Origin of the sequence: Streptomyces sp. NPDC051578, assembly GCF_044454045.1 — a bacterium.
Classification (GTDB): Bacteria; Actinomycetota; Actinomycetes; order Streptomycetales; family Streptomycetaceae; genus Streptomyces.
Genome location: NZ_JBITDH010000002.1, coordinates 264079 through 280252, shown reverse-complemented (window position 1 = coordinate 280252; position 16174 = coordinate 264079). Strand labels below are relative to the sequence as shown.

14 protein-coding genes are annotated in these 16174 nt (G+C 73.4%); 7 read left to right on the top strand and 7 right to left on the bottom strand.

Features of this window, described 5'->3' with window-relative positions; genetic code table 11:
* The first annotated feature begins 192 nt into the window (after positions 1–192).
* Positions 193–843 carry a hypothetical protein gene (locus ACIA6C_RS12240; RefSeq protein ID WP_399274947.1) on the top strand — a complete coding sequence of 217 codons (651 nt, stop codon included), beginning with the start codon at positions 193–195 and terminating at the stop codon, positions 841–843.
* A gap of 21 nt (positions 844–864) precedes the next feature.
* On the opposite strand, the gene ACIA6C_RS12235 is transcribed toward ACIA6C_RS12240, so the two are convergent.
* The 3 genes from ACIA6C_RS12235 to ACIA6C_RS12225 form a co-directional block, all read right to left on the bottom strand.
* Positions 865–2481, bottom strand: coding sequence for a phospholipase D-like domain-containing protein (locus tag ACIA6C_RS12235; protein ID WP_399274945.1), 1617 nt, complete (start codon positions 2479–2481; stop codon positions 865–867).
* A 189-nt stretch (positions 2482–2670) separates the two neighbouring features.
* Positions 2671–3321: a DUF4360 domain-containing protein gene (locus tag ACIA6C_RS12230; protein ID WP_366080553.1), complete on the bottom strand. Its 651-nt coding sequence runs from the start codon at positions 3319–3321 to the stop codon at positions 2671–2673.
* A 266-nt stretch (positions 3322–3587) separates the two neighbouring features.
* On the bottom strand, positions 3588–5675 hold the full coding sequence (locus tag ACIA6C_RS12225; protein ID WP_366080552.1) for a SpoIIE family protein phosphatase: 2088 nt from the start codon (positions 5673–5675) through the stop codon (positions 3588–3590).
* A 244-nt stretch (positions 5676–5919) separates the two neighbouring features.
* On the opposite strand from ACIA6C_RS12225, the gene ACIA6C_RS12220 reads away from it, so the two are divergent.
* Entirely contained in the window at positions 5920–7221 is a 1302-nt protein-coding gene (locus ACIA6C_RS12220; RefSeq protein ID WP_399274942.1) for an MFS transporter, read from the top strand.
* Positions 7218–8393, top strand: coding sequence for an anhydro-N-acetylmuramic acid kinase (locus tag ACIA6C_RS12215; RefSeq protein ID WP_399274940.1), 1176 nt, complete (start codon positions 7218–7220; stop codon positions 8391–8393). The genes ACIA6C_RS12220 and ACIA6C_RS12215 overlap by 4 nt, the downstream gene beginning before the upstream one ends.
* A 25-nt stretch (positions 8394–8418) precedes the next feature.
* Here the strand turns inward: ACIA6C_RS12215 and ACIA6C_RS12210 are convergent, their stop codons facing one another.
* The 3 genes from ACIA6C_RS12210 to ACIA6C_RS12200 all read right to left on the bottom strand — a co-directional run bounded on the left by ACIA6C_RS12210 (position 8419) and on the right by ACIA6C_RS12200 (position 10643).
* On the bottom strand, positions 8419–9009 hold the full coding sequence (locus tag ACIA6C_RS12210) for a hypothetical protein (protein WP_399274938.1): 591 nt from the start codon (positions 9007–9009) through the stop codon (positions 8419–8421).
* Between the two features lie 129 nt (positions 9010–9138).
* A complete protein-coding gene (locus ACIA6C_RS12205) occupies positions 9139–9390 on the bottom strand; it encodes an acyl-CoA carboxylase subunit epsilon (protein ID WP_399274936.1) in 252 nt (83 codons plus the stop codon).
* Positions 9387–10643 (bottom strand): cytochrome P450, encoded by a 1257-nt coding sequence (locus ACIA6C_RS12200; RefSeq protein ID WP_366080547.1) that lies wholly within the window; start codon positions 10641–10643, stop codon positions 9387–9389. Before ACIA6C_RS12200 ends, ACIA6C_RS12205 begins: the two co-directional genes overlap by 4 nt.
* 204 nt (positions 10644–10847) lie before the next feature.
* Between ACIA6C_RS12200 and ACIA6C_RS12195 the strand changes: the two genes are divergently transcribed.
* From ACIA6C_RS12195 to ACIA6C_RS12180, 4 genes are all read left to right on the top strand, one after another.
* Entirely contained in the window at positions 10848–11909 is a 1062-nt protein-coding gene (locus tag ACIA6C_RS12195; protein ID WP_399274933.1) for a type III polyketide synthase, read from the top strand.
* A gap of 16 nt (positions 11910–11925) precedes the next feature.
* Complete coding sequence (locus ACIA6C_RS12190) at positions 11926–13167, top strand: cytochrome P450 (protein WP_399274931.1); 1242 nt, start codon at positions 11926–11928, stop codon at positions 13165–13167.
* Positions 13164–13700, top strand: coding sequence for a cupin domain-containing protein (locus ACIA6C_RS12185; RefSeq protein WP_366080544.1), 537 nt, complete (start codon positions 13164–13166; stop codon positions 13698–13700). Before ACIA6C_RS12190 ends, ACIA6C_RS12185 begins: the two co-directional genes overlap by 4 nt.
* An 80-nt stretch (positions 13701–13780) precedes the next feature.
* Positions 13781–14581 carry a hypothetical protein gene (locus tag ACIA6C_RS12180; RefSeq protein WP_399274929.1) on the top strand — a complete coding sequence of 267 codons (801 nt, stop codon included), beginning with the start codon at positions 13781–13783 and terminating at the stop codon, positions 14579–14581.
* Here ACIA6C_RS12180 and ACIA6C_RS12175 read toward each other — a convergent pair.
* Positions 14561–16093 (bottom strand): DHA2 family efflux MFS transporter permease subunit, encoded by a 1533-nt coding sequence (locus tag ACIA6C_RS12175; protein WP_361134734.1) that lies wholly within the window; start codon positions 16091–16093, stop codon positions 14561–14563. The genes ACIA6C_RS12180 and ACIA6C_RS12175 overlap by 21 nt on opposite strands.
* Positions 16094–16174 lie beyond the last annotated feature (81 nt).

Below are 16174 nucleotides of genomic sequence, written 5' to 3'. Positions count from 1 at the left end.
CGCGCCGGGGGCGCGCCCCGCGCCCGCGGGGGGGGGGGGGGGGGGGTGCGGGGGGGGGGCGGGGGGGGGGGGGGGGGGGGGGGGGGGGGGGCCGGCCCCCCCCCCCCCACTGCCCTCCCCCATCTGCTCCGCCCCTCCTTCCCCACCCCTCTTTCTCGTTCTCCACCCCACCGCAACGGGAGCACCACGACGATGCGACGCAGACGACTCTCCTTCCAGGCCCTGACCGCCGCCGGTTTCCTGGCCCTGGCCCTTACCCGGGCCCTCGTGGCCCCCACCGCCGCCCACGCCCACGGCGACACCGTCAAGGTCGTGATCACGGGCCAGCGGGACGGCCACCTCACCACCGAAGTCACCTGGGAGAACGACGGGGACGCCGTGGACGAGGCGGTCGCCGCCACGGTGAACGCGACGAGTGCGGACGGATCGCGCACGGAGGGGCCCTGGCGGTTGGTCCGTGATACCGGTGGTGGTGGCGGTGCGGGGTGGAGCACGGCCGAGGTGCTGCCGCCCGGAACGTGGAAGGTCTCCGTCGACGTGGGCTTCCCCGCCCTGGGACACGGCGAGAAGGAGGTATCCGTACCGGTGGTCGACCCCCGGCCGTCCGCGGCCGCGCCCTCGCCGGCCGGCCCGGCGTCGCCGTCATCGGCGGGTCCCGAGCCCTCCTCAGCGGGCTCCGCCCCGTCTCCTGCGGGCTCCGCCCCGGCCGCGACCGATGCCGCCGAGGCGGACGAGGCGTCCGGCGACGGAAGCGGCTGGTGGTGGACCACGGCCGGGGTGGCCGTGACGGCCCTCGCCGGGACCGCCGTCGGTCTGTGGCTGCGGCGCGCCCGCAGGCGTTAGGACCGGCAGGGCCCGGTCACCTCACCCCTGGCAGATGCCCCGTTCGTAGTCGACCGTGGCGGTCGCCTTGGAGTACTGCCACTGCGGGGCCAGCAGCTGCGCGTCGAGCTGCCGGGCCGCGGCGGGACTCTCCACGACGTAGCCGAAGTCCTGGAGCCAGGCCGGGTACAGGTTCTTCGAGCCGATGTAGAAGGCCGAGCCGTCCACCGAGATCAGCTTGTGGTGCTGTGCGTACGGGTGGCCGTCCGCCCACGTCGGGTTCTGCGCGGCGCGGAAGGTGGCCAGTTGGAGGTTCGAGCACATCGCGGCGCCGGCCGTGCGCCGGTCCCCCGTCAGCAGCGAGAGCCGGTCGCGCAGCGTGTCGCTGATCTCGGAGAGGGACTTGATCTGGGAGTATCCGCCGCTGCCGACGGCTCCCCGGTTGGCCGGATCGCTCACCACGATGCGGACCTTGACCCCTGCGGCCATCTTGGCGGCGAGGGCGTCGTAGACGCGGACGTCGTAGCGGGGCAGCGGCGGGCAGGTCGCGTTCAGGTCCTGCTGCGAGATCTCGATGTGCCGGTCGGCGCTGGAGATCAGGGTCCGCAGGACGCTCTCCTCCGGGTTGACCGTGTCGTAGTCGCGGTCGGCGTTGGTGTTGTCGTGGAGGCCGACTCCGCACTTGGTGTCCGCGGCGGTGGGCAGGGACGGCCGGAAGGCGGAGGCGGGGTCGTCGCGCATGATGTCCACGCCCAGTCCCCCGACGGCGATGACCGGTACGGTGCCCGGGGCCGCCGGCGCGGCCTCGTCACCGGCGAGCGAGGGCATGCAGGCGGCGGCATTGGAGGAGGCGAACCAGACGCTGGCGAAGTTGCCCTTGTTCTGGCAGGTCCAGGACCACAGCTCGTCCAGGTACCGGCCCGCGGACGCCGCCGCGGGGCCCGTCAGGGCCATGTCGACGTCGGCGACCGGGTGGGCGGTCTCCAGGTAGTCGCCCTTCCAGCTGTTGATTCCGCCGCTGACCACCGACCGGCCGTCGACCACGAGGATCTTGGAGTGGTTCCAGGAGAACGCGGTCTTCGACGTCGTCATCGACGCGACGTTGAGGTCGACGGAGGGGGCGGCGGCGCCGAGCCTGGCGACGAGGTCGTCGCGGTACTTCGAGGGCAGCACGTTCAGGTGGTAGACGGGCGCGGCCCCCACGAGGACGCGCACCTTGAGCTTGTTGCCGCGGGCCGCCGAGGCCTTGAGACCCGCGACGAGCGCGTCCTGGAACGCGCCGTCGGGGAACGGCGCGAGGGTGGAGACGTCGACGGTGCCGGTGGCCCGGGAGACGTCCTCGGTGATCTTCGCCAGGAGGCGCCGGGTGCCCGGGCGGGTGGCGCAGGTGTCGTCGCCCCAGCAGCCGGGGGTCTGCAGCAGCCAGTCGCCGCCGCCCGCGGAGGAGGCGTCGAGGAGGTTGCCCGCGGTGCGTTCCCAGACCCGGCGTTCGAGTCCGGGGGACACCTGGCGGAGCGTCCCTTCGACCACGTCGAGGTGCGGGGTCGGCGAGCCGGGGTCGGCCGCCGCCGCGCCGGCGGGCAGCAGGGCCAGCAGCACGGCCGAGGCCGCCGCGCGGGTGAGCAGGGAGGAGAGACGGCGAAGCGATGGGCGGGGCAATGTACTTCCTTGGGCGAGAGCCGTGACGAGGGATCGGTCAAGATCGACTCGGCGGAAGTTACCACCGCGTAGCGAGACGCCAGGAATCCCCTATGTCGGATTCGGCCACCTCGCCCGCGGCGGACGGCCGGGCACGGCCGGGCGCGCGAACCCCGGTGTGCCCGGCCGCCGCATGCGGCTGACGGGGGATCAGCGCTCGGGGCAGGTCTTCCAGGCGAAGTGGTAGACGGTCCGGATGTCACCGTCCGCGGAGTCCATGGCGACGAAGCTGTTGGTCTTCGCCGGGTCCGAGGAACCCGCGCTGACGCGCAGCTCGGTGTTGATGTTGAAGTTGCGCTGCACCCCGCACGGCGCCCACACCAGCTGGTCCCAGTCCGTGGAGTCCGTGACCTGCCAGTCGTTGTCGAACGGGCCGTTGAACGCGTGGGTCCGGCTCGCCGTGTCGGGCGAGCCCTGGAAGTAGTAGGACGCCTTCTGCGTCGCTCGCGCGCCGCGCTCCAGATGCGCGTAGCCGCGGTAGTCGGCGCTCGCGACGGCGTAGGAGTAGCCCTGCGGCACGTGGACGATCAGGTTGATCTGGCAGTTCTTGCGGAAGTCGGTCGGCTGGGAACCGAGCCCCACCTGCGCCAGGTACTGGCTGTAGGTGACGGTGAATGCGGTGTGGTCGGGGGCGAGGGCGACCGCGGCGGTACCGAGCGGACAGCCGGATCCGTTGACCGAGGCGACGTCGATGACGATCTTGTCGGGCGGCGGGGTGAAGGGAGTGGGTGCGGCGGGGACCAGCGCTGAGCCGGCGAGGAGCGCGGCGGTCGCACCGCTCACGAATAAGACACCGGGCATGATGCTCCGATCGGTTGTCGGTGGCCTTGCCTGATGTGGGGGCGTCCGGCCGCACGGCGGAGCGGGTTCCGGACCGCTTTGGATAGTAGGGACCGGCCCGCCCCCGCAGTAGGTCGCATACCGGCCGAAGAAACCGACCGCGCCGCGGCGCGGAGCGCGGCTGCGCCCGGGCGTGCCGGCGGGGCGCGGGCGTGCCGGCTGCGCCCGGGCGTGCCGGCGGGGCGCGGGCGTGCCGGCGGGGCGCAGGCGTGCCGGCGGGGCGCGGGTCAGGGCAGCGTGGGGTCGACCGGGAGGATGCGGGCCATGAGGAGGGCGACGTCGTCGTGGTCGCCGGGGCGGCGCAGCGCGCGCAGGAGCAGGTCGCAGGTGGCCTCCAGGGGGCGGTGGGGGCCGGCGAGCAGGCTGAGCAGGAGGTCGAGGCGCTCGTCGAGGGACTGGTCGCGGGTCTCCACGAGACCGTCGGTGTAGAGGACGAGCTGGTCGTCGGGGGCGAGGGCGATCCGGGTGGTGTGGAAGGGGACGCCACCCACCCCGAGCGGGGCGCCGGTGGGCAGGTCGAGCAGTTCCGGGAGCCGGCCGGGGCGCATCAGGACCGGAGGAAGGTGCCCGGCGAGGGAGATGTGGCATTCGGAGCGCAGGGGGTCGTAGACGGCGTAGGCGCAGGTGGTGATGGTGTGTTCCATGCCGGCGGCGGCCTGGTCGAGGTACTGGAGGACCTGGGAGGGGTCGAGGTCGAGCTGGGTCAGGGTCCGGGTCGCGGTGCGCAGCTGGCCCATGGTGGCCGCGGCCGCGATGCCGCTGCCCATGACGTCGCCGATGACGAGGGCGGTCTTGTCGTCCGCGAGCGGGATGACGTCGAACCAGTCGCCGCCGATCTCGCTGGTGGCGCCGGAGGGCTGGTAGCGGTGGGCGATCTCCAGGCCGAGCCGGTGGGCCGGCTGGTGCGGCAGCAGGTTGCGCTGGAGGGTGAGGGCGGCGTGCCGCTGGTTCTGGAACAGCCGGGCGTTGTCGACGCAGACGGCCGCCCGCGCGGCCAGTTCGACCGCCAGGGTGACGTCGTCCTCGTCGAACGGGGCGGACGTGCGGGCGCGCATCATCCCGACGGCGCCGATCACCTCGCCGCGGGCCACCAGCGGGACCGCCAGGTAGGAGTGCACCCCCGCCGCGGCCAGCAGGGCGGCCGCGTTGTCGTCCCGGGCGATGCGGCGCAGGTCGGGGCCGCTCACGCGGGCCAGGAGGACGGGGCGCCCGGTGTTCACGCAGTGGGTGATCACGCGGTCGGTGTCGTACTGGGCGAGTTCGCCGGCCGGGTCGGTGGCCTGCGCGGCTCCGGTGGGGTAGGCGGCGACCACCGCCAGGGCCCGGAACCGGGCCGGTCCGGCCGGTTCGCCGGTGGTGCGGCGGCCGTGCAGGACGCTGTCGAGCACGTCCACGGTGGTGACGTCGGCGAGCTGGGGTACGCACACCTCGGCCAGTTCCCGGGCGGTCTGCTCCAGGTCGAGCGTGGTGCCGATGCGTACGGAGGCGTCCGCCACCACCGCCAGGCGGCGGCGGGCGCGGGCGGCGTCGGCGGCGGCCCGGTGCTGCTCGGTCACGTCGACCACGGAGACGGCCACGCCCAGCGCGTGCCCGGCCGCGTCGTCGAGCCGGTAGTAGGACACGGACCAGGCCCGCTCCTCGGGGTCGGCCGGGGTGCGGCCGGTGACGAACTGGTCCAGGAGGGGTACGCCGGTGTCGAGCACCTCCCGCATGGAGGACTCGATGGCGTCCACGTCCAGGAAGGACAGCGCCTCGCGGATGGTCCGGCCGATGTGTTCGGAGGCGGGCAGGCCGTTGATGTGCTCCAGCGCCGGGTTGACCAGCACGTACCGCAGGTCGGTGTCGGTCACGCCGAGGCCGATCGGGGACTGGGAGACCAGCCGCAGGGACAGGGCCAGGTCGCGCTCGACACGCCGCAGCGTGGGGTGGTCGGTGGCGATGCCGAGGGCGTAGAAGTCGCCGAGGTCGTCCTGGAGCCGCATGTTGCGGAACTCGACGAGGCGGGCGCTGCCGTCCTTGTGCCGGACGGGGAAGCTCCCGGCCCAGCGCCGGCCGCTCTGCATGACCTGGGTGAACAGTTCGATCACCAGGCCGCGGTTCTCCTCCGACACCAGCAGCGCCGCCGCGGGCCGCCCGAGCGCCTCCTGCGCGGAGTAGCCGAACAGGTCCTCGGCCTGGGGGCTCCAGAACACGATGCGGCCGCGGTCGTCCAGGACCACCGCGGCGAGGCTCAGTACGTCGAGCAGGCCGCCCGTCGCCCCCGGATCCGCCTCCGTGCTGTGGATCTCGGCCCGGAACGCGTCGGACGTGCTCATGGCCCGAACCCTTTCCGTTCACTCCGTGGCGCACACCCCGTGCCTGCCCGCACCACCTCGCCGTTCCCCCAAACCATCCCACCGTCTCCGCGTACCGGCGAGCCGGCTTCCACCCCCCGCAGCCATAAGCGAAGCGGCGGAATCAGATTCGATGCATAAACGAGCCTTCGATGCGGGTGCTGCTTTCTGCTGAACCGTAGGGCCGCCCGGCGTCGCGGCCCCGCCCGGCGGGCACGCAGCACGCGTGAGCCCTCTCGCCCTGCTCCCGGTGGCCCCGCACCGCGCCGCCTCCCGTCGCGCGCTGCTGGCCGGCTCGGCGGGCAATCTCGTCGAGTGGTACGAGTTCGGCGTCTACGGCTGCTTCGCGACGGTGATCGCGACCCATTTCTTCACCCCTCCGGCGGGAACGGCGGGGGGCGCCCCGGCGTTGATCGCCACGTACGCCTCGTTCGCCCTCGCGTTCTTCTTCCGTCCGGTGGGGGCGCTGCTGTTCGGGCGTCTGGGCGACCGTCTCGGCAGGCGGCCCGTCCTGGTGCTCGTAGTGGGCCTGATGACGCTGGCCACCACCTCGATCGGGCTGCTGCCCACCCGGGCCGTCATCGGTCCCGCCGCGCCGTGGCTCCTCACGCTGTTGCGCGTCGTGCAGGGGCTGTCGGCCGGCGGGGAGTTCGGCGGCGCCGTGTCGCTGATGACGGAATCCGCCCCGCCGGGCCGGCGCGGCCTCTACGGGGCGTGGCAGTCCTTCACCGTCGCCCTCGGGCTGCTCGCGGGAGCGGCGACGGCCGCCACCGTGGCCCGCGTCCTGCCCGGCGCCGCCCTCCAGGCGTGGGGGTGGCGGATCCCGTTCCTGCTGGCCCTGCCGCTCGGCGGGGTCGCGCTGTGGCTGCGCACGGCCCTGGAGGAGCCGACGCCGGCGTCCGCGCCGGTTCCTGCCGGGGCGGCGCCACCCGGGGAGGGGCCCGTGCGCGCGGTCGCCCTCGCGATCGCCCGGGTGACGGGCTGGTCGGCGGCCGGGTACGCGTTCCTCGTCGTCCTGCCGTCCTACCTCCAGTCCACGGCGGGCTCCTCGACCAGCGAAGCCCTGACCGCCACGGCCCTGGCGAACCTCGGCTTCGCGGCCTGCGTACTGCCCGCCGGGCTGCTCAGCGACCGGATCGGCCGGCGCCCGGTCATGCTCGGCGGGGCCCTGGCCGTCGTACTGCTGGCCTTCCCGCTGCTGCACGCGCTGCGGGACCCCGGCCTCTCCCCCGCGGCCCGGGCCGGCCCGCTGCTGGTGGCGGGCGCGCTCGTCGGCCTCATGGCGGGGCCGGGACCGGCCATGCTCGCCGAGATGTTCCCGCGCCGATCGCGCTGCACCGGGCTGGGGCTCGCCTACTCGCTGGCCAACGCGGTGTTCTCGGGCTGCGCCGGCCTCGTCATCACCGCCCTGATCGCGGCCACGGGGGACGCCTCGGTGCCCGCCTGGTACGCCGCCGCGGCGTGCGCCGTCAGCGCGCTCGCACTGACCACCCTGCGCGGCGACGGCCACAGGGAGCCGCTGCGATGAGGGTGATCGGCCTGATGTCGGGGACCTCGTACGACGCCGTCGACGCCGCGGCCGCCGACCTGAGCGCCGAGGACGGGACGCTGCGCCTGACACCGCTGGGGATGGTCGGCGAACCGTACCCCGACGACGTACGGGCGGCCCTGGCTGCCGCACTGCCGCCCGCGGCGACCACGATGGCCGACGTCTGCCGCCTCGACACCCGGATCGGGCAGTCCTTCGCCCGGCTGGCGGTCCGCGCCGACCGGGAACTGTGCGAAGGCCGGGCGGAGTTGGTCGCCTCCCACGGCCAGACCGTGTACCACTGGACGCGGGACGGCCGGGTGGAGGGCACGCTCCAGCTCGGCGAACCGGCCTGGATCGCGGAGGGCAGCGGCTGCCCCGTCGTCTCCGGTTTCCGCCCGCGCGACGTGGCGGCGGGCGGCCAGGGCGCGCCGCTGGTGAGCCTGATCGACCTGATGCTGCTGCGCGGGCGGCCCGGTGTCCCGGCCGCGCTGAACATCGGCGGCATCGCGAACCTGACCGTCGTCCCGTCGGGCGGTGACCCCGTGGCCTTCGACACCGGCCCGGGCAACGCGCTGATCGACGCCGCGGTGCGGGAGGTGACCGGCGGGCGGCTGGCGTACGACGAGGACGGCGCCCTCGCGGCGGCCGGACGCGTCCACCACCCGTTGCTGGAGCGGCTGTTGGCGGAGCCGTACTACCGGATGCCCTGGCCCAGGACGACCGGCAAGGAGCTCTTCCACCGCGACTACCTGCGGACCACCGTGGCCGGCCCGGCCTTCGCCGCTCTCCCGCCCGAGGACCTCATCGCCACGCTGACGCGTCTCACCGCGACCACCATCGCCGACGCGCTGCGCCCGCTGGGGGCCACGGAGGTGTTCGCCTCGGGCGGGGGCGTCCGCAATCCGACGCTGACGGCGATGCTGCGCGCGGAGCTGGGTCCCGCCGCGCTGCGCACGTCGGACGAGCTCGGCCTGCCGGCCGCCGCGAAGGAGGCCTACGCGTTCGCGGTGCTGGGATACCTCACGCTGCACGGGCTGCCGGGCAACGCGCCCGGATGCACGGGGGCCCGCGGCCCGCGCGTCCTGGGCTCGATCACCCCGGGGCGGCGCCCCCTGCGGCTGCCCGCGGCCCCGTCACGCGCCCCGCACTCCCTGATCGTCATTCCCTGATCGGGCGGTGACCGCGTACGGGCCGTCAGACGGCCGGCCCGGTCGGGGCGCGCCGACCCAGCGGGGCGAGGGCCAGCAGGAAGAGCAGGCCGCCCAGGGGCAGCAGGTCCAGGCTGACCGCCATGGCGGCGACGCCGGCCACGATCACCGCCGGCCGCCAGGCCTCGGTCCGCCGCAGCGCCGCCAGCCAGACCGTCAGCAGCACGAGGCCGACGTAGAAGAGCACCGGTCCGACGGTGTACACGGCGGGCATGACCCCGGGCTGGTCCTGGATCCGCTGGAAGAGGTCGTTCATGGCGCCCCGGTCCTCGCTCAGGAACCCGACGACGAGGTCGATCACGGCCTGCGCCGTCACCGCCCCGACGCCGAGCAGTCCGGCCGCGGCCGCCGCGCCGGCGAACCACCGGCCGGTCGCGCCGCGCCCGCGCGCCGCCGAACGGCGCAGTTGCAGGAAGACGGGGACGAAGGCGAGGACGCCGGCGAGGAGGGCGAGGTGGCTCGTGGACCAGGCGAAGCCCGGACCGTGCACGTCGTCGGTGAGCCGGATGAGCCCGTAGACGGTCATGCAGAGCGGTCCCACGGCGAATGCGGCTCCCGGCCACTTGATGTTGGTCATGTCCTGATCATGTTGGGGCCGTGCCGCTCCCCGCGTCGGGGACGCCCCCGGGCGGCCCCCGAGCCCTCCCTGACCGGACCCGGGGCCGCGACCCCTAGGTGGCGTGCGGGGGCGCGGGGGCGCCCTCGCTCAGACGCGGCTGCCCGTCTGGTCGTGTCCCGTCCTGTGGAGCGGGGGCCGGGCGCGCCAGGAGTTGGCGGGGTGGACGACGGGCGAGTGGCGGTCCCAGTGGGCACGGCGGCGGTGGTGGTGCGGGCGGCCGTGGTGGTGGTGTCCGTGGACCGCGGGGGCGCTGCGCGCCAGCATGACCAGGGCGGCCGTGAGGGCCGCCAGTTCTATGTGGTCCGGGTTGCCGCGGACCACCTTGATGTGGCTTATCACCAGGTCACCGGCAGGGTCTTGGGCCCGCGGATCAGGGCGCCGGGCTGCCATTCGATCTGCTCCGGCGGCACCGCCAGCGCCAGCTTGGGGTACCGGTCGAGCAGGGTGGCGACGATGATCTCCGACTCCATCCGGGCGAGCATCGAGCCGACGCAGTGGTGGGGCCCGTTGCCGAAGGCCATGTGCGCGATGGGGCCGCGGTCGAAGTCCAGCGCGTCGGGGTTCGGGAAGACGGCCGGATCGCGGTTGGCCGCGAGGTACGAGGAGTAGACGACCTCCCCCTGCCGGATCAGGACCCCGCCCATCTCCACGTCCCTGGTGGCGACCCGCGGGATGCCGACGCCGCTGCGGTGCGGGATGAAGCGCAGCAGTTCGTCGACGGCCTGCGGGATCATCCCGGGTTCGGCGCGCAGCCGGGCCATGTGCTCCGGATGGGTGAGCAGGGCGTAGATCATGTTGGCGCTGTTGTTGCGGACCGCGTGGGCGCCGCTCACCAGGATCGCGGTGGCGAGGGAGACGGCCTCCGCTTCGGTGATCTCCCCTTCGTCGGCGGCGGCCGCGAGGACGGAGGCGAGGTCCTCGCCCGGCTCGCCGGCCGGCTCCGCGCGGCGCAGCGCGAGGAGGGCGACGACGCTCTCGCGGACGGTCTTCATCGCGTCGGCGCTGCGCTCCGGGGCCGGACCGGGCGTCATGATCACGTTCGCCCAGGAGGTCATGCCCTCGCGCATCTCCTGCGGCATCCCGAGGAGGTCGGCGACGGCCGCGAGCGGGAAGGGACCGTGCAGGTGCTCCACGAGGTCGGCGGGTGAGCCGTGGGCTTCCATCCCGTCCAGGAGGTGGTCGGCGGTGGCCTGTACGGAGGGCCGCAGCCGCTGCATGCTCTTGCCGGTGAAGGCCCGCGCCACCACGCGGCGCATGTCGTTCAGGCGGGGCGGGTCGGCGTAGTTCAGTGACGCCTTCTGCGAGGCGATCGCGTGCGGCGAGGAGCTGGTGATCGTGCGCCCGACCAGTTCCTGCCTGCTGAAGCGCGGGTCGGTCGTGGCGGCCTTGACGTCGGCGTAGCGCGCCATGAGCCAGGCGCTGCCCTCACCGAACGGCAGTTTCACCCGACTGGCCCTGCCGTCCCGGAGCCGGGCGTGGAGGAACGGGTCGAACTCCAGTGCTTCGAGGTCATCCAGGTTCCAGCAGTGCACCGGCCCGTCCGCGGGCGGGTCCGGACGCGTCCCGAGGGCCGCGTCGGGGTCTGTCGTCATGGTCGTCTCCCAGCCTCGATGTCACTCCAGGTAGGCGTTTGCGCCGGGAATCCGGCTGACGATCCCTTCCCGGCACCGGCTCGCTCCGCTGCCTGCGGCCGCGACTCTCACCGCAATGGCCCACGTCGCCGGCAGCGGAGTCCGACGCGCGGAACCGGCACGGGTCCGTGAGGCTTTGTCGGGGAAATGAAAGGAGAGCCGACTGTGGCGACTCTGTGCAGACCAACGGTGCACGTGCCTGAGCACGTGATCACCATGGAGCAGACCCTGGATCTGGCCCGGTCCGTTCACGCCGATCACCCGCAGCTCGACCTCGCGCTGCGACTGATCCGGAACACCGGCGTCGCGAAGCGGCACATCGTGCGTCCCATCGAGGAGACCTTGCGGCACCCCGGTCTCGAACAGCGCAACGCCGTCTACGAGGCCGAGGCCAAGGCCCGGATACCGGCGGTGGTACGCGCGGCCCTCGACGACGCGCAGCTGCGTCCCGAGGACATCGATCTGATCATCTTCGTGTCGTGCACCGGCTTCCTGATGCCGTCGCTGACCGCGTGGATGATCAACACGATGGGCTTCCGCACCGACACGAGACAGCTGCCCATCGCCCAGCTGGGATGTGCGGCCGGCGGTGCTGCCGTCAACCGCGCGCACGACTTCTGCACCGCCTACCCGGCGTCGAACGCGCTGATCGTCTCCTGCGAGTTCTGCTCGCTCTGCTACCAGCCGAGCGACCTGGAGGTCGGCAACCTGCTCTCCAACGGCCTCTTCGGTGACGGCGTCGGCGCCGCCGTCGTCCGCGGCCGGGGCGGCACGGGCATGGACCTCCACCGCAACGGGTCGTACATCATCCCGGAGACGGAGGACTGGATCATGTACGACGTCAAGGCCACCGGGTTCCACTTCAAGCTCGACCGGCGCGTCCCGGGAACGATGGAACCGCTGGCCCCGTCCCTCAAACGCCTCGCCCAGGCCCACGGGTGGAATGCCTCGGCACTGGATTTCTACATCATCCATGCCGGTGGCCCGAGGATCCTGGACGACCTCAGCAAGTACCTCGGTGTGCCTGCCGAGGCATTCCGCTTCAGTCGGGCCACACTGACGGAATACGGCAACATCGCAAGCGCCGTGGTCCTGGACGCCCTTCGCCGGCTCTTCGACGAGAACGGCACCGCCCATGCCGCCAAGGGCATGCTCGCCGGGTTCGGGCCCGGCATCACCGCCGAGATCTCGATCGGGAGCTGGACTTCGGAGCCGGCGACCCCGTGAGGGAGGAATCCGAACGATGCTGAAGGACGGCCCCGCCACCTCTAGGCCACCCGTCACGCACTGGCCCGCCCTGGACCTGGACGGGGTCGACTTCGACCCCGTCCTCACCGAGCTGATGCGCGCGGGGCCGATCTCCCGCATCACACTCCCCAACGGGAGTGGCTGGGCCTGGCTCGTCTGCCGGTACGACGACGTGCGGATGGTCGCCAACGACCCCCGGTTCAGCCGCAAGCTGGTCATGGAGCACGACGTCACCCGCCTGGCACCCCACTTCATCCCGGCGCCCGGCGCGGTCGGTCTGCAGGACCCGCCCGACCACACGCGGCTGCGCCGCACCGTCGCCGCCGCGTTCACCACCGCGGGCGTGGAACGCCTGCGGACCAGGGCGCAGCAGATGCTGGACGGACTCGTCGACGCGATCCTGCGCGACGGGCCACCCGCGGACCTCACGGAGCGGCTGCTGGCGCCGTTCCCGCTCGCGGTGGTCTGCGAGCTGATGGGCGTTCCGGAGCGGGACCGCCCGCAGGTCCACGAATGGACCGCCATGATCCTGTCCTCCGCCCAGGGCGCCGAGCGCAGCGAGCAGGCGAAGACGCGGATGTGCGGCTACCTGGGCGAGCGGCTGCGGGCCGGCCGCGGCGCCGCGGGCGACGGGGGCGGGGCCGGTGAGGCGGGCGACGTCATCGGCCTGCTCGCCGCGGCCGTCGAGGCCGGCGAGGTCACCGAGGAGGAGGCCGTCGGGGTGGCCCTGCTCCTGCAGATCGGCGGCGAGGCCGTCACCAACAACGTCGGCAACATGGTGTACATCCTGCTCACCCGGCCGGAACTGATGGACGAGCTGCGCGCCGCGCCGGACCTGCGGCCCACGGCCGTCAACGAACTCCTGCGCTACATCCCGCACCGCAACTCGGTCGGACTGTCCCGGATCGCCCTGGAGGACGTCGAGGTCGCCGGCCAGGTCATCCGCGCGGGCGAGGCGGTGTACGTCTCCTACCTCGCCGCGAACCGGGACCCGGAGGTCTTCCCCGACCCCGACGAGATCCGGCCGGACCGTACGCCGAACGCGCACGTCTCCTTCGGCTACGGGCCGCACTTCTGCCCCGGCAACATGCTGGCCCGGATGGAGTCGGAGCTGCTCGTGAACGCGCTGCTGGACCGTTTCCCCGACCCGCGGTTCGCGGTGCCGGTGGCGGAACTGGGCTGGCGGCCGGGGGCGCTGATCCGCGGCCCCGAGGCCCTGCCGGTGACCTGGTCGTGACGGCGCACCTGGCCCGCAACGGACTGCTGGTACCGCCCGGACACGGCCGCACCCTGCACACCGCCGCCCAGCAGGTCACCTTCAAGGTGACGGGCGAGCACTCGCGGGTCGCCTCCAGCTTCGAGGTCGTCGTACCGCCCGGATTCGACGTCGGGGCGCACCTCCACACGCGCAGCGAGGAGCTGTTCTACGTCCTGGAGGGTGAACTCGACGTCATGGCGTTCGAGCCTCGCGTCCGAAGCGGCGACGACTGGCGACGCTGGGAGTCGCTCGACGGCCGCCGGGTCGTCCGGGCGACCCCGGGGACGGTCATCGTCGTACCGCCCGGCTGTCCGCACGCCTTCGCCAACCCCACGGGGGAACCGGCCCGGATGTTCTTCCAGGCATCTCCCCCGCCCGACCACGAACGGTACTTCGAGGAGCTGCTCGAACTGCTCGACGCCAACCCCTCACCGGACGCCTCGGCGATCGGGGAACTGCGGGCGCGCTACGACATCGAGCAGCTGACACCGCTGCGCCACGGCCCGTCCTGACCGACGGGCGGCCCACGGACCTGCCTCCGCGGCCGGGACACCGTTCCCCTTCCACCCCCACACCACGCTCGGGAGACTCAATGCTGCGCACGCGCCGCACGCTTCGCACCGCGACGTACGCCCTGGCCGCCACGGTGGCCGCCTCCGCCTCGCTCGCGGCGGGGCCCGCCCAGGCCGCCGCCGACCCCCTGCCGTCCCACTGGTGCTACGTCAACGGCCAGGAGGCCCGCCCCGGACCGGTGGTGGAGGGCACGGACGGGCCCGACACGATCGTGTGCGAGAACGACGTCGAGAACGCCATCATCGACGGCAAGGGCGGCAACGACAACATCCGGGTGAAGGGCATGCTCATCGACGCCCAGGTGCTCGGCGGCGAGGGTGACGACACGCTCCAGGTCAACAACCTCTACCCGCGGAGCGGCAATTCGACGGTGCGCGGCGGCCTGGGCAACGACACGATCATCACCGCCCTCGTCGTCGGCACGGCGGCCCACGGAGCCGCCGTGTACGGCGACCACGGCAACGACACCATCACCACCGGCAGCGTGATGGGCCCGCAGGGCGCGTACGAGCGCGGCGGCGGTCAGGTCTTCGGCAACGACGGCAACGACCGGATCCGCACGAACAGCGTCGACCTCGGCGGCCGGGTGCTCGGCGGCGCCGGCGACGACATCATCGAGCCCGCCTCGGTGGGCTCGGAGTCCGCAGGCGTCGTCCTGGGCGGTCCCGGCGACGACCGGGTCCGCGGCCAGAACGACAGCGTCCTGACCATCGGCCCCGGCTACGGACAGGTCGACGGCGGCATCGGCGTCAACCACTGCAAGGTCAAGCACTTCTCGACCGGCGACCGCATCCGCAGCTCAATCGCGAACTGCGTCTGAGGCCCTGGACTGCGCGGGGCGGCCGGGGCCGCCCCGCTCCACCGAGAGACCCTCGGGCAGCATGAACCACGTCAGGACGGCTCCGGCGGCGAAGACCGCGGCCGAGGCCGTGAACGCGGCGTGACACCCCTCCACAGCAGCCCGGCCCGCGGTGAGCGGCCCGGGCTGCCGGTGCGTGGCCAGGTAGCCGGCGGTCGCGGCGGCCGCGAAGGTGCTCATCAGCGCCGTGCCGACCGAGCCCCCGATCTGGCGCATCGAGTTGACGGCGGCCGAGCCGGCTCCGGCCTCCCCTGGCGCGATGCCCGCGGTGGCGAGGTTCATGGCCGCCGCCGTCAGCAGTCCCACACCGAGGCCGGAGGCGATCTGGGCCGGCAGCACCTCGATCATGTAGGACCCGTCGACGGAGAGGCGGGTCAGCCATGCCATCCCGCCCGCCGCCAGCAGCATGCCGCCTGCGACGCGCGTGCGTCCGCCGACCTTGCGCAGCAGGGCCGTGCCGCTGCCCATCGCACTGAACATGATCGCGCCGGACATCGGCAGGAACGCCAGACCGGTCATGGCCGGGCTGTAGCCCCGGGTGTGCTGGAGGTAGAACGTCAGGAACAGGAACACCCCGAAGGTGGCGACGCCGGCGATGAACATGGCGAGCAGTGCCGCGCCCCGGACCCGGTCGCGCACGATCCGCAGGGGCAGCAGGGGATGCGTGGAGCGGCCCTGCCACACGGCGAACGCGGCGATCAGCAGGACGCCGGCGCACAGGAAGCCCCCGGCGCGCAGGGAGAGCCAGCCCCGGGAGCCCGCCTCGGCGAGTCCGTAGACGAGGCAGAACACGCCCGTGGAGGCCAGGGCGGTACCGGGCAGGTCCAGCCGGGTCCGGGTGGCGGCGGGCTGCGGCGGGAGCAGCAGAAGTGCCCCGATCACGGCGGCGACGGCGAAGAGCACGTTCACGTACAGGGTGGAGCGCCAGCTGAGGTGCTCGGTGAGTACGCCGCCCAGCAAGAGTCCCACCGCCCCGCCGGAGGAGGCCAGGGCGCCGAAGACGCCGAAGGCCCGGGCCCGTTCCGCGGGGGCGGTGAACGTGGTGGTGAGCAACGAGAGGGCCGCGGGCGCCAGCAGCGCCGCGAACACGCCCTGGCAGGCGCGGGCGCCGACCAGCAGACCGAAGCCGGCCGCGGAGCCGCCGACCGCCGAGGACACCGCGAATCCGGCCTGGCCGATGATGAAGGCCCGCCGCCGCCCGAACAGGTCGGCGAGTCTGCCGCCGAGCAGCAGCAGGCTGCCGAAGGCCATGGCGTAGGCGGTCACCACCCACTGGCGCCGGCCGTCGGAGAAACCGATGTCGGCCTGGGCGGAGGGCAGGGCGATGTTCACGACGGTTGCGTCCAGGACGACCATGACCTGGGCGAGGCCGATCACCGCGAGGATCCACCAGCGGCGTGGATCGGGCCGCGGTGCGGCGCCGGGGGCGTCGGCTGCGGTGCTGGTTCCGGGAACGGTGGGTTCTGTGGACACGGGGGCACTCCATGGATTCCACTCGTACTGGCGGGCGGGTGTCTGGTTCGACAGTGGGCGAGCGGAGCCCCCGGGCCGGGT

What these genes read in the sequence shown, in the direction of transcription:
- ACIA6C_RS12240 (WP_399274947.1), top strand. Translation starts at nt 193, where the DNA reads ATGCGACGCAGACGACTCTCCTTCCAGGCCCTGACCGCCGCCGGTTTC.
- ACIA6C_RS12200 (WP_366080547.1), bottom strand. Translation starts at nt 10,643, where the DNA reads ATGACGACAGACCCCGACGCGGCCCTCGGGACGCGTCCGGACCCGCCC.
- ACIA6C_RS12225 (WP_366080552.1), bottom strand. Translation starts at nt 5,675, where the DNA reads ATGAGCACGTCCGACGCGTTCCGGGCCGAGATCCACAGCACGGAGGCG.
- ACIA6C_RS12210 (WP_399274938.1), bottom strand. Translation starts at nt 9,009, where the DNA reads ATGACCAACATCAAGTGGCCGGGAGCCGCATTCGCCGTGGGACCGCTC.
- ACIA6C_RS12215 (WP_399274940.1), top strand. Translation starts at nt 7,218, where the DNA reads ATGAGGGTGATCGGCCTGATGTCGGGGACCTCGTACGACGCCGTCGAC.
- ACIA6C_RS12180 (WP_399274929.1), top strand. Translation starts at nt 13,781, where the DNA reads ATGCTGCGCACGCGCCGCACGCTTCGCACCGCGACGTACGCCCTGGCC.
- ACIA6C_RS12230 (WP_366080553.1), bottom strand. Translation starts at nt 3,321, where the DNA reads ATGCCCGGTGTCTTATTCGTGAGCGGTGCGACCGCCGCGCTCCTCGCC.
- ACIA6C_RS12190 (WP_399274931.1), top strand. Translation starts at nt 11,926, where the DNA reads ATGCTGAAGGACGGCCCCGCCACCTCTAGGCCACCCGTCACGCACTGG.